The following is a 17,805-nucleotide window of genomic DNA, read 5'->3' on the forward strand; positions in this document are numbered from 1 at the left end:
TTGCGTATGCGCAGGATCGCCGTTGTCCCTGGTTCATTCGACCCCGTCACACTGGGTCACCTCGACGTCATCGAACGGGCGGCGGGCCTCTTCGACGAAGTGCACGTGCTCGTCGTGCACAATCCGGGCAAGACGGCACTCCTGCCGATCAGCCAGCGGGTCTCCCTGCTGCAGCGCGCCATCGCCGACGTCGGCCTGCCGGACACGATCACCGTCGCGTCCTGGAGCATGGGACTGCTCGTCGACTACTGCCTCGAAGTCGGTGCGAGCGTGCTCATCAAGGGCATCCGCTCCCAGGTCGACGTCGCATACGAGACTCCGATGGCGATCGTGAACCGCAACCTCGCGGGCGTCGAAACCATCTTCATGCTGCCTGACCCGGCGAATGCCCACGTCTCCAGCTCCCTCGTGCGCCAGGTCGCCGCCCTCGGCGGCGACATCTCCCCGTACGTGCCCCGCGTCGTCGCGGAGTACCTGCAGAAGGCGCCCGTGTGAGCGTCCCGCCTGCTGGCGCGACAACGGATGCCCCATCGGGCGTCCCGACGCAGCGCGCCACGGGCATCCACTCGGCACCGGAAACCGGGCCGGGGACCGACGCCGGACCCGACGTCGAGCCTGACCTCGCACTCGGTCTCGACCTGGTCGCGGAGGCCGGCCGGGCCATCGTCCGCAACGTTGAAACGGTCATCGCCGGCAAACACCCTGCCGTCGTCACCGCCCTCACCGTGCTCCTCGCCGAGGGCCACCTCCTCATCGAGGACGTGCCCGGCGTCGGCAAGACCATGCTCGCCAAGGCCCTCGCCCGCTCCGTCGACTGCTCCGTCAGTCGCATCCAGTTCACACCGGACCTGCTTCCCTCCGACGTCACGGGCGTGAGCGTCTTCAACCAGGTCGACCGCAGGTTCGAGTTCAAGCCGGGTGCCATCTTCGCGAACATCGTGATCGGCGACGAGATCAACCGGGCGAGTCCGAAGACCCAGTCCGCTCTCCTCGAATGCATGGAGGAACGCCAGGTCACCGTTGACGGCGCCACGTACCTCCTGCCACTCCCGTTCACTGTCGTCGCCACCCAGAATCCGATAGAGATGGAAGGCACCTATGCCCTCCCCGAGGCCCAGCGGGACCGTTTCATGGCCCGGATCTCGATGGGCTACCCAGACACCACGTCCGAACTCGCGATGCTCGACTCCCGCGACACGTCGAGTCCGCTCGCCGGAATCGACGCCGTCGTCACCGGTGTGCAGTTGCGTGCCATGATGACCGCCGCCCGCGGTGTCTTCGCCTCCAGCGCCGTCAAGCAATACGCCGTCGACATCGTGCGGGCCACCCGCTCGGACAAGGACCTCCGCCTCGGTGCGAGCCCCCGGGCGACCCTGCAGCTGATCCGCGCGGCCAAGGCGCAGTCCGCGCTGCAGGGCCGCGACTTCGTGCTCCCCGACGACATCGATGCGCTCGCCGTCGCCGTGTTGGGCCACCGGTTGGTGGCGAGCAGCCGGGTGCTCGGGCACCAGCACCAGGATTCGAGCCCGCTGCTCGAGGACATCGTGCGCCGGATCCTCGCGGCGACCCCGGTGCCGCTCGGCGTCTCCGGCCGCCCCTAGCCGCCATGTCCGCGCGGCGACCTCCCTCACGGCCGGTTCGTTTTCCCCGGCTCACCCTCCGGGGCGGCGCCTTCCTCTGCGGGGGAGCGGTGCTGACGTTCGTGTCGTTCTCCGAGAACAGGCGGGACCTGCTGTTCATCGCCCTCCTGCTGATCGCGGTGCCGCTCGCCGCCGGACTGTCGGTGGCACTCCGGCCCGTCCGGATGCGCGTCGGTCGGGACTTCCGCCCGAACCTGGTGTCCGCGGGCGGTGAGACGACCGAGCTGCTGACCCTTGAAAACCTGGGGGTGCACCCGCTGTCGGGGGCGCACTGGCGGGAAAGCGGCCCGATGGGCATGACGCCGATGCCCAGGGACCTCCCGCTCCCGCCGCTCGCCGGACTCGGCGGCGCCTGGGGCCGGCGCGGCGGCCGCGACGGCTTCGGCGATGCCCCCGGCGTGACCGCCCGGACCGTGCGCCTCGAGCTCCCGCTGTCCCCGCACGCGCGGGGACGGTACGAATACGGGCCGGTCGTCCTCGGCCAGTCTGACCCGTTCGGACTCGTCACGGCCCGCTGGGCGGTCGGCGGCCGGAACGAACTCGTCGTCACTCCGCGAGTCACCCCCCTGCCAGGCCGGGGACTCGCGAGCATGCTCGGCGGCGGAGAAGCCCTCGAACGCCAGCGCTTGCTCAACCAGAATTCGGACGAGCTGATCGCTCGTGAGTACCGGCCGGGGGACTCGTTGCGCCGGGTCAATTGGCCGGCCACCGCACGCCACGGCGAGATCATGGTACGGCAGGAGGAACACCGGAGCGATTCAGGGGTGCGGTTCGTGCTCGACACGCTCGCGCCGGACGACACGGGCACCCGTGAGGACGAGCGCGGACGGCGTGCTCGAGCGTTCGAGCTGGGAGTCGAAGTCGCGGCATCCGTCTGCACGCATCTGCTCGCGGCCGGCTATCGGGTGGACGTCGTCGAGCTCGGCCCTGCCCAGCTCGGCACCGCCGGGCTCGGCCGCACCCCGCTCGACCGTGCCTCGAACGGCACCGTGGGTACGACCGGTGCCGCCCCGTTCGGCGCGACAGGTCCCGGCGACTCGCCAGGGCCAGGAATCGCTGAGACGGGTGCCGTCAGGTCCGGAGACCCGGTCTCCTACCGCGGAGCGGGTGGCGTGTCGCATCTTCTGGAAGACCTCGCGGGCGTCGTCCAGCTCCCAGTCGAAGGCGAGCGCGTCGGCACCGGAGTACCGGGCGGGAACGTCGCACCCGCGCGGGCACGCGCTCCGCGCGGGGCGCTCCCGACCTTCGCCGTGCTCGGCGCCGGGGGCGGCCTCGACCTCGCCGTTCTCGCCGCACTCGCGGCCAATGCCCGGCCGGCGATCGCGTTCGTGCTCGACGTCGTGCCGACGGATGCCGTTGACCGGCTCCGGGAGGCCGGCTGGCGGTGCGTTCCGGTGCGTTCGGCGTCCGCACTGCCCGCAGCGTGGCTCGACGCCGTCGGCGGCCGGGAGGCGCTCCATGAGCCTGCGTGAACGCACGCTTCCCGAGCGAACGCTGCCGGTGCGGCCGCCGCCGCCGCCGGTGCCGCCGGGGCGCCCGGGCAGCCGGCGGAGCGGCTCCCGCTGGCCCGTGACCGGTGCGCTCGCGGTGCTCCTGCTCGTCGGGATGACCGCGCTCGGCCCCCTCCTGCAGGGCACAGGGTGGTGGTGGCTGATGGCGGTCGAAGCGGGAGTCGTGCTCGTCGTCTCCGCGGGCATCCGCTCGCTCGGCCCCCAAACCTGGGTCGTACCACTCGCCGGTGCCGGCGTGGTCGTCGGGAGCGTGACCCTGCTCTTCGGCGGAGGAACGGGGGTGCTCTGGCTCGTGCCGACCGGCGAGACGATCGACCGGTTCCGCACGCTCGTCGACGCGGGGATCGCCTCAGTGCAGTCCCAGGGGACCCCGGCCGATCCCGTCACCGGAATCCTGTTTCTGCTCTGCGTCGGGGCCGGTGCGATCGCGGTGCTGATGGATACCCTCGCGCTGACCCTGCGGGTGCCGGCGCTCGCGGGGCTGCCCGTGCTCGTGCCCGTCGGGGTGCCGGGGCTCATCCTCGACAACGGCGCAGACAAGCTCACCCTCGTGCTCACGGCGGCGGCGTTCCTACTCCTGCTGCGGGTCGACGTGCTCGGCCGGCGCGGCGGGCGCCCGGCGGGCAGGCTCGGTCTTGCCCGGCCCGGCACCGGGGCTGTCCTGGTCGGTGGGCTCGCGATCGCGACGGCACTCTCGCTCAGCGTCGTGGTCCCCAACCTGCCCGGCGACGGACGGGTCGGCGGCCGCGCCACCGGACCGCTGCTCTTCGGCGACGGGGTGAGCGCGATGGTCAACCTCGGCCAGGATCTCCGCAGCTCACAGGCCGGCGCCGCGTTGCACTACCGGACGAGCGCCGCTCAGCCGCCCTACCTCAAACTGCTCACCCTGGACCGCTTCGTCGGGCCGAGCTGGACCGCGCGCCTCGAGCCGACGAACACCGGGAACACCGTCGACGCCATCGACCGGCCGCCGGGGCTCTCGGCCCAGGTCGCCACGACGGAGGAGTCCACCCAGGTCGTCATCGACGGGGTCGCGTCGGCCTGGCTGCCCACCCCCGGCGCGGCGACGAAGGTGTCAGGGCTCGTCGGCGCCTGGTACTGGAACGGCCCGACCGGAACGATTTCGAGCACGAACAGCAGCACACGCGGCCAGAAATACACCGTCACCTCGCTCGTCCTCGAGCCGACTCCCGAGCAGCTGCGCGCAGCAACGGGCCGGTACCCGGTCAGTGTCGATTCGAGTCTGCGGCTGCCCCGGAACAGCCCCCTGATCATCGAGCAGACCGCGCGCGCGGTGACGTCGGGCACGGCGACGCCGTATGACGCCGCCGTCGCCCTGCAGGAATACCTGCGGGGGAACGAGTTCACCTACGACACCACGGCACCGGTCGCGGACGGCTACGACGGTGGCGGGGTCGATGTCGTCGGCACGTTCCTCGAGGTCAAGCGCGGCTATTGCGTGCACTTCGCCTCCGCGATGGCGGTGATGGCGAGGTCGCTCGGCATTCCGGCCCGGATTGCGATCGGCTATCTCCCCGGCTCACGCTCCTCGAACCCGATCGAGGGCAGGGACCGCTTCAATGTCGACGCCCACGACCTGCACGCGTGGCCGGAGCTGTACTTCACCGGCATCGGCTGGTTGCCGTTCGAACCGACTCCCGGGCGGGGGACCGTTCCGAGTTACACCCAGCCGACCGGCCCCTCCATTCCGCTCGGCGGCGCGGTGGCCGGGGTGCCGTCGACCGCGCCGCGCCCGTTCAACGACTCCGGGCAGGCCCTGCCGACGGGAGGCGGGTCCGCGACGACACCCGGGAGCGACACCGGAACGCCCGCACGCGTTGCGCTCATCCTCGGAGCGCTCGTCGTCGTGCTCGCCGTGCCCGGGGGCATCCGCTTGCTGCGGCGCAGGCGACGGCGCCGGGATCTCGCCAGAGGGACGGCAGGGGGCGCCGAGGCGTGGCGTGAGCTCGTCGACACGGCCGTCGACTTCGGGGTCGACGTGCGAGCGACGGAGACGCCGAGGGAGCTCGCGGCGCGGATCGGCGCCCTGCCCGGCCTCACCGGTACCGGTGGGGTGGTAGCCGGTGCGGCACTCGGCCGGCTGCTCGCCGCGGCCGAGCGACACCGGTACGGCCGCCCTGCCGCCGGGGCGCCGCAGCCGGAACTCCTCGGCGACCTCGACACGGTCTCGATGAGGATCAGCATGGGTGCGACCACGGCCGCGCGGTGGCGTGCACGCCTCCTTCCCGCCTCCCTCTGGCTCTTCCTCCGCGAGCGGGGGCGCGCACCCGTCACAGACGCGTAGAATCTCCCCCCGTGACCAAGTTTCAGAAGACCCCGTACAAGGTCGACGTGCGTGACCTCATCAACCGCCCCGGCACCATGCGTGAGCGCCACATCGACCTGATCGTTCCCGACGACCTCGGCGAGGGACTCGTTGCCGTCAAGGCCGGGTCGACGCTCGACGTCAACATCCGTCTCGAGACCCTGCACGAGAGCCTCCTGGTGTCCGCGCAGATCTCCGGAATCGCCTCCGGCGAGTGCGGAAGATGCCTGATTGACATCGACTTGCCTGTCCGAGTCGAGTTTCACGAGGTTTTCGCGTACTCTCTTGATGAAGCTTATGAGTGTGCGGTTGTCGAGGACCATGTGGATCTTGAACCGCTCATCAGGGATGCAGTGGTTCTGTCACTGCCTTTCCAGCCGGTCTGCCGGCAGGATTGCCCGGGTCTCGACCCCGAGACCGGGCAGCGGCTTGCCGTTTCCCCTGAATTCGAACCAGAAGTAATGCGCGATCCCCGCTGGGCAGCGCTTGTGAATTTCCAGGCTTCCGAAAGCATCGGCACGGATGAAGACATCCGCGCTGAAACGGATAGAAGAGAAGAGAAGTAGTCATGGCAGTCCCGAAGCGCAAGCAATCACGCTCCAACACCCGCTCACGTCGTTCCTGCTGGAAGGCCGAAGCCCCCACCCTGGTCAAGACCATGGAAAACGGCAAAGTCGTCTACAGCCTCCCGCACCGCGCCAAGGTCGTCACCGACACCGCCGGAACCGCGATGTTCATGGAGTACAAGGGCCGCAAGGTCGCCGACATTTAATTCGGCGATGCATACGCCCCTGGTACCGCTCCTCCGACGGATGCCGGGTCTTCTGACCCGGATCATCCGCGCGGCGCGTCGCGGTACCACCGGGGCGGTCGCCGTATGACCGGGAACCGAGCATCCGGACAGCCGTTGACCGGTTCGGAGGCCGACCCGTCGGCCCTCGTTGCCGCGCTCGGCGTCCAGATCGATGAGGGCCTGCTTGCACTGGCGCTCACGCACCGGTCTTTCGCGTACGAAAACGGCGGCGTCCCCACCAACGAACGCCTGGAATTCCTCGGCGACTCGATCCTGGGCCAGGCCGTCACGGTGATGCTCTATCGCACCTACCCGCTGCTCGACGAGGGTGACCTCGCCAAGCGCCGGGCCAGCCTGGTGTCGAGCGTCGCCCTTGCCGAAATCGCACGGGGCCTCGGCCTCGGCGCGTACATCCGGCTCGGGCGAGGCGAGATCCTGACCGGTGGCCGCGACAAGTCATCGATCCTCGCCGACACCGTCGAGGCACTGATCGGCGCCGTCTATCTGGACACCGGTGCCGACGCGGCCACGGCGTTCGTGCTGCGCCTGATCGCGCCGATGCTCAACGACCCTGGTCACTTCGGTGTGTCCATGGACCCGAAGACGAGCCTCCAGGAAGCGGCGGCTCGCCTCGATGCCGGCGTGCCCGTTTACGCGATCGCCGAGAGCGGACCGGATCACTCCAAGGTGTTCATCGCGACCGTCACCGTCGGCGTCGTCGTCGCAACGGGCGAAGGCACCAGCAAGAAGCACGCCGAGATGGCCGCAGCCCTCGAGGCGTGGAACCGGCTCGTCCCACGCTGACCGGGCGATTCGATGCCCGAGCTTCCTGAAGTCGAGGTCGTCCGCGCGGGAGTCGAACCCGCCGTGACCGGCGCCACCGTGACCGCCGTCGAGATCTTCGAGCCCCGCTCGCTGCGCCGCCACGATCCGCTGTCCGGTCCCTTCGCCGAGCAACTCGAGGGGAACGTGCTGCTCGGCGCCGTCCGCCGCGGGAAGTTCCTCTGGCTGCCGATCGACACCGGTCGCGCCCTCGTGATCCACCTCGGGATGAGCGGGCAGGTGCTGCTCAGGGAACCGGGCTCGGCGGCAGACCGCCAGTTGCGCATCCGCCTGCACCTCGATCAGCCCGACCACGGGGAACTCTGGCTCAACTTCGCCGATCAGCGCATCTTCGGCAGCATGGCCGTCGACCGGATGCAGCCCACGGCCGACGGACGTCCGGGCGGATTCGCCGGGGCGGGCGTCGGCGCCTGGAGCAGGCTGATCCCCGGCCAGGTCGCGCACATCGCGCGCGACCCGCTTGATCCGGACTTCGGAACGGACGCGGCCCTGTCCGCCCTGGCCCGTCGCGGCTCCGGGATCAAGCGGGTGCTGCTCGACCAGACCTGGGTCAGCGGCATCGGGAACATCTACGCCGACGAAGCCCTGTTCGCGGCTGGACTGCACTACGACCAGCCGGCATCGTCCCTGTCGCGCGCCGAGGTCATCCGTTTGCTCGATGCCGTGCGGACGGTGCTGCAGCGCGCCCTCGCCGAGGGTGGGACGAGCTTCGACGCGCAGTACGTGAACGTGAACGGGCAGTCCGGCTACTTCTCGCACAGCCTCGCCGCCTACGGCCAGCAGGGCAAGCCGTGCCCGCGCTGCGGTACGCCGATCGTGCGCGAGCAGTTCATGAACCGGTCGTCGCACCTCTGCCCGGTCTGTCAGCGCCTCCGCTGACCCCCGACCCCGCCGGCCCGCCCTGCGGGGAGGCATAACTCCTGCACATTCCGGGTGCTGCGGTCCACAGCCGCGGAATCCCGCGGCCGCCGGTCGGCGTCGGCAGAATGTGCAGGAGTTATGCCTGGGGGAACGGGTCAGGTGCGGCGGCGCCAGCCGCCCTCGTAGCCGATCGGCTCGAAACCCAGAGCCTCGTTGATGGCGAGCATGTGCCGGTTCTCCTCCGCGTTGAAGGTGATCACCGACGGATGCCCCGGGTCATTCCGCTGGAGATTCTCCAGATTCCGGGCCTTGAGCAGCAGACCCAGCCGGTGTCCGCGATGCTCCCGCAGCACGAGGGTGTCCTCCTGGTGCACGGGCCGGTCCGTCTCCGCGGGGGCGGAGAGCTCGGTGAATCCCACGAGCTTCCGGGACTCGCGGTGGACCACGGCCGTCGTGTACATCGTCCGCGGGCCGGCCTCGGCGAGGGACTGCGTCTCGAGGAGACGGTCGGGGTGCCAGAATTCCTGGGGTTCCTCGAGGCCGGCGGTCGGGGCATCCGTGCTCATGCGCTCGTAGAGCCACGCCATGTCGGTGCGCCACCGGGCCGGTGTGATGCCCTCCCACTGCGCGATGTCGTAGTCGCGGCCCGCGTGCTCCTCTGCTTCGCGCAGGAGCCGGCCGACCCGCTCCTGCGCGGCGGGCAGCGCCAGACGGCTACCGCGCTCGACCTGCTCGAGCCGGTAGCTGCGCCGGAGCAGGAACCGTACCTCGGGGTTCCGCAGCGGGAGCGAGCCGAATCCGGTCGGGGCCGTCAGCCGTTCGCCGGGCGCATCCGCCGAGACCGCGTAGACGATCTGGTTGCGGCAGCCGTCCGCCTCGGAGGTCGCCTCGAGCAGGGAGGCCAGCGCCGTTCCGATGCCACGGTTGCGGAACTCCGGAAGGACGTCGACCCGGAGCCAGGCGGTTTCGGTGTCGGATCCTTCCCGCTCGTAGTCGCCGCGCGCGACGATGCGGCCGGCCCCGGCCCCGGTACCGGGACCGAGATCGTCGCCCGCCCGCAGAACGAACAGCCGCTTCGGCTCCCAGTCCTGGTTGAGCCAGTCCGGGAGCGCCTCCTCCGCCGTCACGGACAGCTCTCCGTTCCCATAGGCATCCGCTTCGACCGCATTGTGAACGTCCGCGGCGGCGGCGAAGTCGTCCCAGCCTTCCGCTCCCGGCTGCCGGGGAATCGGCAGTTCTTCGATCCTGCGCCTGAGCTCGTCCATGCAGGAACAGTAGCCAACGGTCGTCCGCGTCGAAACCCCGCCGCTGACGCCGCGCCTCCCGGGCCGGGCGGATGCGTCCGGTACCGTGGGAGAGCCGATATCTACTCACGGGAAGGGCGCACGGGTGTACTTGAAGAGCCTCACCCTCAAGGGGTTCAAGTCGTTCGCGCAACCCACGACCTTCGCCTTCGAGCCCGGCGTCACGTGCGTCGTCGGGCCGAACGGCTCCGGCAAGTCCAACGTCGTCGACGCGCTCGCCTGGGTGATGGGGGAGCAGGGCGTCAAGACGCTCCGCGGCGGCAAGATGGAGGACGTCATCTTCGCCGGCACCTCGACCAAGGGCCCGCTCGGCCGCGCCGAGGTGACGCTCACGATCGACAACACGGATGGCGCGTTGCCGATCGACTACACCGAGGTCACCATTTCGCGCACCCTTTTCCGCAACGGGGGCAGCGAGTACGCCATCAACGGCCAGAGCTGCCGGCTGCTCGACGTGCAGGAACTCCTGAGCGACTCCGGCCTCGGCCGGGAAATGCACGTGATCGTCGGTCAGGGACAGCTTGACGCCGTGCTGCGCGCGAGCCCGGAAGACCGGCGCGGTTTCATCGAGGAGGCGGCCGGGATCCTCAAGCACCGCCGCCGCAAGGAGAAGACCCTCCGGAAGCTCGACGCGATGCAGGCCAACCTGACCCGGCTGAGCGACCTCGCCGGGGAGATCCGCCGCCAGCTCAAACCCCTCGGGCGCCAGGCCGAGATCGCCCGCGAGGCACAGACCATCGCCGCCGTCGTGCGCGACGCGCGAGCCCGCCTGCTCGCCGACGACGTCGTCGGCCTGCGCCGGACCCTCGACGCCCACGGCCGCAGCGAGAGCGAACGGCACTCCGAACGCATCGTGCTCCAGGAACAGCTCGACCAGAAGCAGCTGCGCCTGCACCGCCTCGAGGAAGCCCAGATCGGCGATGCCGTCGACGTCGCCCGGCGCACGAGCTTCGGCCTCGAATCGGTTCAGGAACGGCTCCGCGGCCTCTACACGCTCGCGAACCAGCGGCTCGCCCTGCTCGGTTCCCAGGCCGAATCGGTCGACGCCGGCCCGAGCGTGACCCCGGCGATGCTCACGGACGCCGCGGCAGAGATCGTCCGCCTCACCGAACGCATCGCGGTCGCCGAGGCCGCCTGGGCCGCGGCGCGCGCGGCCACGTCGACCGCCCGGAGCGAGCTCGACGCCGTCGATGAGGAGATCTCCGCCCAGACGGCGCTCATCTCCCGCCACGACCTCGAGGCTTCCAAACTGCGCGGCCAGGCCGAAACCGCAGCCTCCCGTCTCGCCTCGGTCCGTGGCGACGTACTCCGTCAGCAGAACGCCCGGGATGCCGCCGCCGGGCGTGTGCAGGAGGCACAGTCCCTCCTCGAGGCCCTGGAAGCGGAGACCGAACAGGCCAACGCGGAGAACGCGGGCACCGGCACTGTGGGCGGCGATCCTGCCGATACCGGCGAAGCCGACGGGAACACCCGGCTGTCCGAGGACTACGCGTCCGCTCAGGCCGTCGTGTCCGCAGCGGAGGGCGAGGTCGAGCGTCTCCGCGAAGAACTTCACCTCCTCGAACGCGAACGCGACGCCCTCGCCGCCCGCGCGAGCGCCCTGTCCCTGGCCCTCGACCAGAAGGACGGCTCCTCGGCCCTCCTCGGGGCCCGGCTGGACGGCATCCGCGGGCTCGTCGCAGAACACGTGCGCGTGCACCCCGGCTACGAGGCGTCGATCGCCGCGGCCCTCGGCTCCCTCGCCGACGCCGTGCTGGCCGACGACCGCGCCGCCGGTTTCGCGGCACTCGACCGGGTCAGGGCAGACGACCTGGGCCGGGTCGAGCTCATCCTCGCGACGCCAGAAGCCTCCGGAACGGGCAGCGCCCCAGCGGATGCCGCCGGCGGCACCCCCGGCCGGCGCGGGTCCGGCGCGCCCGCCCGCCCGAGCCTCGCCGAGTGGCCAGGCCTGGTCTGGGCAGGCTCGGTCGTCGACGCACCGGACGGTGTCCTCGGACTCCTCGAGAACACCGTCATCGCCGAGGACCTCGACGCCGCCCGTTTCGCAGCAGGCCTTCTCACCTCCGGCCTCGCAGACACCGGCTCCGGTGCCTCAGGCATCTCCGGAAGCACCGGCACCCCGCTCACGATCATCACCCTGGCCGGCGACGTGCTGAGCGAGTTCGTGCTCCGCGGCGGCTCAGGCGCGCAACGCAGCAAGCTCGAACTCGTCGCCGACCGCGACTCCGCGGCGGACCGCCTCGGCGAGGTCCGCTCCCGCATCGAGCAGGTCAGCGGCGATCTCGCCGAGCAGCGCGGCCTGCTCCGCCTCGGCAAGGAGCAGTCCGTCGCGGCCCTCGCCGCGCTCCGCGCCTTCGACGCCCGCCTCGCGGCCCAGGCCGAGAAGACGAACCGGGCGACGGTGAAGCTCGAGGCCGCGACCGCGGAGCTCGAGCGCCTCGCGGCCGGCGTCCTCGTCGCCGAGCAGGCCGTTGCCGGCGCCGAGGCAGAGGCCGAGCGCACCAAGGCCGGGCTCGTCACCCTGCTCTCCCGCCCACGTCCGATCCTCGACGTGTCGGTCCGCGACGCCCTGCACGCCGAGCTCGAAGCTGCGCGCGAGAACGAGGTCGAGGCGCGGCTCCGCGTCGAGACCGCCCGCGAGCGGGTGCGCTCCGGCGAGGCCCGCGCTGCCGGCCTCGCGCGGCAGCTCGAACGCGATCAGGCCGCAGCCGAGGCGGCCGCACGGCGTGCGGTCATCCGCCGTCGCCAGGTGGATGCCGCGACCCACGTCGCCGAGGCGCTCCCGGCCGTTCTCGCCGCCGTCGACGTCTCCGTCAGCGAAGGCCGGCTCCGCCTCGCGACCGCCGAGGCCGAGCGCCTGAGCCAGAACGAGGAACTCGCGGCCCTGCGCCGTGAGGACGGTGCCCTGCGCGGCCGACTGCAGGCCGTGACCGAGAGCGTGCACGGCCTCGAACTGCAGATCTACGAGAAGAAGCTGCACCTCTCCGGCCTCCTCGAACGCGCCGGCAGCGAACTCGGCCTCGTCGAAGACATCCTCGTTGCGGAATACGGGCCGGACCAGCCGGTTCCGCCCGACGACGACCCGGACGGGGAGGCGATGCCCTTTGACCGGGAGCAGCAGCAGCGCCGCCACGCCGCAGCAGAGCGCCGCTTCGCCCAGCTCGGCAGGATCAATCCGCTCGCGCTCGAGGAATTCGCCGCGCTCGAGCAGCGCCACAAATTCCTGACCGAGCAGCTCACCGACCTGACCAACACCCGGGCCGACCTTCTGACGATCATCGACGACCTCGACGTCACGATGGGCGCCATCTTCGGAAGCGCCTTCGAAGACACCCGGCTGGCCTTCGCCGAGGTCTTCCCCGTCCTGTTCCCCGGCGGGTCCGGCAGCATCCGCCTGACCGACCCGGACGACCTGCTCACCACCGGCATCGAGATCAGCGTGAAGCCGGCCGGAAAGAAGATCGAGCGGCTCTCGCTGCTTTCCGGCGGAGAGCGTTCCCTCGCGGCCGTCGCGCTGCTGATCGCGATCTTCAAGGCCCGCCCGAGCCCGTTCTACATCATGGACGAGGTCGAGGCGGCCCTCGACGACGCCAACCTCGGCCGGCTGCTCACGATCTTCCAGGACCTCCGTGAAGCCAGCCAGCTCATCATCATCACGCACCAGAAACGCACGATGGAGATCGCCGACGCCCTCTACGGCGTCTCGATGCGCCAGGACGGTGTCTCTGCGGTCGTCGGCCAGCGGATCGTGCGCCAGGAGGAACAGGCGTCCTGAGCCGGGGTCCCGAGCAGGACGGTGCGTCGGCCTCAGAGCAGGGCGAGCACCTCCGCGCAGGCGTCGGTGACCCTGCGGCACTCGGGCGCGCAACTCGTCCAGTCCGGCCGGTGCTGCAGCATCCGCTCGCACGCGGCCGAGGACGCGCGACTGGCCTCCATACAGGTATCGAGCATCGACGCGGCCGTCGGCCCGTCGGTTCGGGTGTGCCACGACAGGACCCGACTCGTCGAGGCGCAGATCTCGATGCAGTCGAGGTCGGCGAGGAAGCACGCCGTCACGTCGCCGTCACCGGACTCGGCCAGGCAGGCGTCCGCACAGTCCTCGCTCGCGGCGATGAGCGCGTCGCACGCGGCGACGCAGGCGGCGGTCCGCGCCGCGATCGTGTTGAACTCGCCTGCACTGAACCCGCCATCGTACCCCGCACCCGACATGCCGACACTCTAGCCCTGTCGGCGACGTCCGGTCAGGCCTGCGGAGGCAGCGCAGCGATCAACGGGTGATCGAAGGTCAGCACGCCGGTCTTCGCCGCGCCGCCCGGCGACCCGAGCTCCTCGAAGAAGTCCACGTTGGCACGGTAATAGCCGGCCCACTGCTTGGGGAGGTCGTCCTCATAGTAGATCGCTTCGACCGGGCAGACCGGCTCGCAGGCCCCGCAGTCGACACATTCGTCCGGGTGAATATACAGTGACCGTTCGCCCTCGTAGATGCAGTCGACCGGGCATTCGTCGACGCAGGCGCGGTCCTTGACGTCCACGCACGGCAGCGCGATGACATACGTCACGAGGAGACGAGTTCCACGGAGCGGCTGATGCCGACCTGTTCGTCCCGCGGGACGACCTTCACCCGTTCACGGTCGACCGTCGAGGGATCCGCGGCCCCGAGCGCGCGTTCGTGGGCGTCGAGCACGAGCCAGCCGTCCCATTCGGTGAAGCGGATGCCGCGGGCGGCGAGCACGGACAGGATCGCGTCTGCGTCGTCCTCGACCGGTTCCGGCAGGAGCCCGGAATCGAGATCGGCGACGAGTCGCGTGACGGTTTCGAGCGCGTCGCTCTTGGTGTGCCCGATCAGGCCGACGGGGCCGCGCTTGATCCAGCCGGTCGCGTACAGGCCGGGAACGGGCTGCGCGGCCGGGTCGAGGACCCGGCCGCCGTCGTTCGGGATCACGCCGCGTGCCTCGTCGAAGGGCACCCCGGCGAGGGGGCTGCCGCGGTAGCCGACGGCGCGGTAGACCGCCTGGAGCGGGTAGTCGAGGATTTCGCCTGTCCCGGTGACACCGCCGGGGTTGGCGGGATCGGGCGCGGTGCGCTCGAAGCGCATGCCCTCGACCCTGTTCGTGCCGTAGACCTCGACGGGGGAGTGCAGGAAGTGGAGGTGCAGGCGGCGCGAGGCCCCGCTCGGTTCCTTCGTGAGCCAGCCGTTGAGGGTGCGGCTCATCACCTTGACCTGGTTGTTGGACGCGGCGAGGAACTGCTCGGAGGCCTCGTCTCTCGGGAAGTCCTCGTCGTAGACGATGACGTCGACGTCCGGTACCGCGCCGAGTTCGCGCAGCTCGATCGGAGTGAACTTCACCTGGGCGGGCCCGCGGCGACCGAAGACATGGACGTCGGTGACCGCTGAGCCGGCCAGGCCCGCGTAGACGTTCTCCGGGATGTCCGTGGGCAGCAGGTCGTCGGCGTGCTTGGCGAGCATCCTGGCCACGTCGAGGGCGACGTTGCCGTTGCCGATCACGGCGACCTCGCGGGCGTCGAGCGGCCACTCGCGGGGGGCGTCGGGGTGTCCGTCGAACCAGGAAACGAAGTCGGCGGCGCCGAAGCAGCCGGGCAACTCTGTACAGGGGATCGGCAGCACCGCGTCGCGGATCGCCCCGGTCGCGAAGATGACGGCGTGGTAGTGGGCGCGCAGGTCGTCCAGGCTCAGGTCGGTCCCGTAGCCGACGTTGCCGAGGAACCGGATGCTTCCGGCGTCGAGCATCTCGTGGAGGCTCGTGACGATGCCCTTGATCCGCGGGTGGTCGGGGGCGACGCCGTAGCGGATCAGGCCGTACGGCGCGGGGAGGGTGTCGAAGAGGTCGATGCCGACCGTGCCGCCGGCATCGCGCACGGCCTTGCCGAGGATGTTGCCGGCATAGATTCCCGCGGGTCCGGCGCCGATAATGGCGACGCGGAGAGTATGGGTGGTCATGAAAGGGCCTTTCGGGATGGTTCTGGAATGAGCCGGCCGGAACGGGGTTCGTCGGACGCGAGCTGGTTGCGGTACCGGGGGTGGAGCGGGCTGAGGGTGACGACGTCCCCCACAACGACAACGGCGGGGGAGCGGACGCCGCGTTCGGCGGCGAGGCCGGCGATGGTTGCGAGACTTCCGAAAGTGACGCGCTGGTTCGGGCCGTAGCCGTCCTCGATGATGGCGACCGGGCAGTCCCCGCCGCGGGGTCCGTCCGCGAGCATCGCCGCGGAGACGGCGAGGCCGGAGATGCCCATCAGAAGCAGGACGGTGTGGTCGCTGCCCCCCGGCAGGGACGGAAGCAGCTCGTGGCCCGTCACGACGGTGAACCCGTTCGCCACCCCGCGATGGGTGACCGGGATGCCGGCCGCAGCAGGCACCGAGATGGCGCTCGTGACGCCGGGGATGACCTCGACGGGGATGTCGTTGCTGCGGCAGTACGCTGCTTCCTCGCCGCCGCGACCGAGCACGTACGGGTCGCCGCCCTTGAGGCGCACGACCCGGCGGCCGGCGCGGGCGTGTTCGACGAGGAGCGCGTTGATCTCGTCCTGGGGCACCGGGTGGTGGCCGGGAAGCTTGCCGACGTCGATCACGAGCACGCCGGGGTCGAGCTCGTCGAGCAGGGACCGCGGGCCGAGCCGGTCGACGATGACGACATCCGCTTCGTCGAGCAAGCGGCGGCCGAGCACGGTGATCAGGCCGGGATCGCCGGGGCCGCCACCGACGAGGTGCACGGTGCCGACACGGTCGCGTGCCACGCTCACCGGCCTGCCGTGAGGTAGAGGCCGCGACGGCGCAGCAGGCGGCGTTCGGCGGGTGCGAAGAGCACGAGCTCGACGAGGATGCCGACGAACAGGATCACCAGGATCGTCGCGAGCACCCCGGGCAGGTCCGCGAGTTCGCGGCTCTGCTGGAGCATCGAGCCGAGCCCGAAGCCGATCGACCCGCCGACGGCGATGATCTCTGCGGCCATCAGGGAACGCCAGGAGAATGCCCAGCCCTGCTTGAGGCCGGCGAGATAGCCAGGCATCGCGGCGGGAAGCACGACGAGGGTGGCCATCTCGACGCGGTTGGCGCCGAGCACCGTGCCCACGCGGCGCAACTGCGGCGGGATCTGGTCCACGCCGGCGACGAGGCCGTTCGCGATCGACGGCACGGCCCCCATCAGCACGACGAAGTACACGGTCGCATCGCTGAGGCCGAACCAGAGGATCGCGGCAGGGACCCAGGCGACGGAAGGGAGCACCTGCAGCCCGGAGAGCAGCGGGCCGAGGGCGCGGCGGAGCAGACGCCATTCGGCGAGGAGAAGGCCGAGCGGGGTACCGATCGCGACGGCGATCAGGAACCCGATCCCGCCGCGGGAGAGGCTCGTCACCACGGCCGTCTGCAGGTGCCCGGTCGACCAGAGGTCGGTGATCGAGGTGAGCACGTCGAGCGGGCCGGGCGTGAGGTCGGGACGTGGCCTGGCGATCACGATGTAGAACTGCCACGCCGCGATGAGCGCGAGCACCAGCACGACCGGCGGCAGGACGCCGTCGGCGAACCGGCGCCACGGGCCCTTCTCGACGAGCGGCGAAGTCTGCAGGGCGTCGAGCCCGGCCTCGAGCGTGCGGAAGTCCGCGCGGCTGCCGGTCGTGGAGCCGGTCGCGGTGTCCGGCTCCAGGGCGCCGGGAACGACGGTGTCGGTGGATGTCTCAGGCGGCATTGCGGCGGATCTCCTCTCGGAGGTGGTTGGTGATCTCGATGGAGAGGCGGGAAACCTCCGGCGACTCGATCCGGCGCGGACCGTCGTCGACGATGCGCCACTCGTTGCGGATGCGGCCGGGACGGCTCGACATGAGCAGCACCCGTTGCCCGAGCCGGGCGGCCTCGCGCACGTTGTGCGTGACGAACACGATCGTGCGGCCGGTCTCGCGCCAGACCCGCTCGAGTTCCTCGTGGAGGAGGTCGCGGGTGATCGCGTCGAGGGCGGCGAAGGGCTCGTCCATCAACAGAACCTTGCGGTCCTGCGCGAGCGACCTGGCGAGGGCGACCCGCTGGCGCATGCCCCCGGAGAGTTCGTGCGGGCGCTTGTTCGCGGCATCCGCGAGGTTGACGAGGTCGAGGAGCTCGAGCGCCTCACCGCGGCGCCGGCCGCGCGGCACCCCGCGCAGCTTGAGGGCGAGTTCCACATTGCGGCTCGCGGTCAACCAGGGGAACAGGGCGGATTCCTGGAACATGACGGCGCTCTTGCCGCTCGCCACCGTGACGGTGCCCTCCGAGGGATGCTCGAGGCCCGCGATGATGTTGAGCAGCGTCGACTTGCCGCACCCGGAGGCCCCGAGCAGGCAGACGAATTCGCCCGGCCTGATCGTGAGGTTGATGTTGTCGAGTACGACGGGCCCGGCCTTGCCGAAACGCTTGGACAGCCCGTCGACCCTGATGGCCGTCTCGACGTCCGCTGCGACCACCGCAGCGGGTGCGGTGTCGGTGCTCACGCTGATGCCCGGCCGGTGGCTGCCCGATCCGGTGCGGTCGCGCTCTGTCACG

15 protein-coding genes and 1 pseudogene are annotated in these 17,805 nt (G+C 70.7%); 9 read left to right on the forward strand and 7 right to left on the reverse strand.

The genetic code is table 11. The features are described 5' to 3' along the window. Positions 1-6 precede the first annotated feature (6 nt). From coaD to mutM, 8 genes are all read left to right on the forward strand, one after another. On the forward strand, positions 7-495 hold the full coding sequence (coaD, locus tag MQH31_RS05530; protein WP_243011233.1) for a pantetheine-phosphate adenylyltransferase: 489 nt from the start codon (positions 7-9) through the stop codon (positions 493-495). A gap of 143 nt (positions 496-638) precedes the next feature. After that, positions 639-1,601: an AAA family ATPase gene (locus MQH31_RS05535; protein ID WP_241976049.1), complete on the forward strand. Its 963-nt coding sequence runs from the start codon at positions 639-641 to the stop codon at positions 1,599-1,601. A gap of 89 nt (positions 1,602-1,690) precedes the next feature. Next, positions 1,691-3,112, forward strand: a complete 1,422-nt coding sequence (locus tag MQH31_RS05540) for a DUF58 domain-containing protein (protein WP_243011234.1) — start codon at positions 1,691-1,693, stop codon at positions 3,110-3,112. Continuing rightward, positions 3,099-5,456: a transglutaminase TgpA family protein gene (locus MQH31_RS05545; RefSeq protein ID WP_243011235.1), complete on the forward strand. Its 2,358-nt coding sequence runs from the start codon at positions 3,099-3,101 to the stop codon at positions 5,454-5,456. Before MQH31_RS05540 ends, MQH31_RS05545 begins: the two co-directional genes overlap by 14 nt. An 11-nt stretch (positions 5,457-5,467) precedes the next feature. Beyond that, positions 5,468-6,043, forward strand: a complete 576-nt coding sequence (locus MQH31_RS05550) for a YceD family protein (RefSeq protein WP_243011236.1) — start codon at positions 5,468-5,470, stop codon at positions 6,041-6,043. A gap of 2 nt (positions 6,044-6,045) precedes the next feature. After that, a complete protein-coding gene (rpmF, locus tag MQH31_RS05555) occupies positions 6,046-6,249 on the forward strand; it encodes a 50S ribosomal protein L32 (RefSeq protein ID WP_134447547.1) in 204 nt (67 codons plus the stop codon). A gap of 105 nt (positions 6,250-6,354) precedes the next feature. Next, entirely contained in the window at positions 6,355-7,074 is a 720-nt protein-coding gene (gene rnc, locus MQH31_RS05560) for a ribonuclease III (protein ID WP_243011237.1), read from the forward strand. Positions 7,075-7,086: 12 nt separating this feature from the next. Beyond that, positions 7,087-7,992, forward strand: a complete 906-nt coding sequence (mutM, locus tag MQH31_RS05565) for a bifunctional DNA-formamidopyrimidine glycosylase/DNA-(apurinic or apyrimidinic site) lyase (protein ID WP_243011238.1) — start codon at positions 7,087-7,089, stop codon at positions 7,990-7,992. A 137-nt stretch (positions 7,993-8,129) separates the two neighbouring features. On the opposite strand, the gene MQH31_RS05570 is transcribed toward mutM, so the two are convergent. After that, positions 8,130-9,239: a GNAT family N-acetyltransferase gene (locus MQH31_RS05570; protein WP_243011239.1), complete on the reverse strand. Its 1,110-nt coding sequence runs from the start codon at positions 9,237-9,239 to the stop codon at positions 8,130-8,132. 124 nt (positions 9,240-9,363) lie between these two features. Between MQH31_RS05570 and MQH31_RS05575 the strand changes: the two genes are divergently transcribed. Next, a complete protein-coding gene (locus MQH31_RS05575; protein WP_243011240.1) occupies positions 9,364-13,053 on the forward strand; it encodes a chromosome segregation SMC family protein in 3,690 nt (1,229 codons plus the stop codon). A 32-nt stretch (positions 13,054-13,085) separates the two neighbouring features. Here MQH31_RS05575 and MQH31_RS05580 read toward each other — a convergent pair whose 3' ends face one another. The 6 genes and pseudogenes from MQH31_RS05580 to MQH31_RS05605 all read right to left on the reverse strand — a co-directional run bounded on the left by MQH31_RS05580 (position 13,086) and on the right by MQH31_RS05605 (position 17,699). Beyond that, complete coding sequence (locus MQH31_RS05580) at positions 13,086-13,487, reverse strand: four-helix bundle copper-binding protein (RefSeq protein WP_243011241.1); 402 nt, start codon at positions 13,485-13,487, stop codon at positions 13,086-13,088. Between the two features lie 32 nt (positions 13,488-13,519). After that, complete coding sequence (gene fdxA, locus MQH31_RS05585) at positions 13,520-13,837, reverse strand: ferredoxin (RefSeq protein WP_243011242.1); 318 nt, start codon at positions 13,835-13,837, stop codon at positions 13,520-13,522. After that, positions 13,834-15,237, reverse strand: a complete 1,404-nt coding sequence (locus MQH31_RS05590; protein ID WP_243011243.1) for an FAD-dependent oxidoreductase — start codon at positions 15,235-15,237, stop codon at positions 13,834-13,836. The genes fdxA and MQH31_RS05590 overlap by 4 nt, the downstream gene beginning before the upstream one ends. 71 nt (positions 15,238-15,308) lie before the next feature. After that, positions 15,309-16,118 (reverse strand): annotated as a pseudogene (gene cobA / locus MQH31_RS05595) (uroporphyrinogen-III C-methyltransferase); the annotation flags it as partial. Beyond that, positions 16,037-16,981: an ABC transporter permease gene (locus MQH31_RS05600; protein WP_243011244.1), complete on the reverse strand. Its 945-nt coding sequence runs from the start codon at positions 16,979-16,981 to the stop codon at positions 16,037-16,039. The pseudogene cobA and the gene MQH31_RS05600, both read right to left, overlap by 82 nt. Next, positions 16,971-17,699, reverse strand: a complete 729-nt coding sequence (locus MQH31_RS05605; RefSeq protein ID WP_243011681.1) for an ABC transporter ATP-binding protein — start codon at positions 17,697-17,699, stop codon at positions 16,971-16,973. Before MQH31_RS05605 ends, MQH31_RS05600 begins: the two co-directional genes overlap by 11 nt. Positions 17,700-17,805: the final 106 nt, after the last annotated feature.

The sequence above is a fragment of the Cryobacterium zhongshanensis genome, assembly GCF_022760445.1.
In the GTDB taxonomy this organism is placed as follows: Bacteria; Actinomycetota; Actinomycetes; order Actinomycetales; family Microbacteriaceae; genus Cryobacterium; species Cryobacterium algoricola.

Coding starts and splice junctions, on each gene's coding strand:
- coaD (WP_243011233.1), top strand. CDS start 7: ATGCGCAGGATCGCCGTTGTCCCTGGTTCATTCGACCCCGTCACACTG.
- MQH31_RS05545 (WP_243011235.1), top strand. CDS start 3,099: ATGAGCCTGCGTGAACGCACGCTTCCCGAGCGAACGCTGCCGGTGCGG.
- rpmF (WP_134447547.1), top strand. CDS start 6,046: ATGGCAGTCCCGAAGCGCAAGCAATCACGCTCCAACACCCGCTCACGT.
- rnc (WP_243011237.1), top strand. CDS start 6,355: ATGACCGGGAACCGAGCATCCGGACAGCCGTTGACCGGTTCGGAGGCC.
- mutM (WP_243011238.1), top strand. CDS start 7,087: ATGCCCGAGCTTCCTGAAGTCGAGGTCGTCCGCGCGGGAGTCGAACCC.
- MQH31_RS05570 (WP_243011239.1), bottom strand. CDS start 9,239: ATGGACGAGCTCAGGCGCAGGATCGAAGAACTGCCGATTCCCCGGCAG.
- MQH31_RS05580 (WP_243011241.1), bottom strand. CDS start 13,487: ATGTCGGGTGCGGGGTACGATGGCGGGTTCAGTGCAGGCGAGTTCAAC.
- MQH31_RS05590 (WP_243011243.1), bottom strand. CDS start 15,237: ATGACCACCCATACTCTCCGCGTCGCCATTATCGGCGCCGGACCCGCG.
- MQH31_RS05600 (WP_243011244.1), bottom strand. CDS start 16,981: ATGCCGCCTGAGACATCCACCGACACCGTCGTTCCCGGCGCCCTGGAG.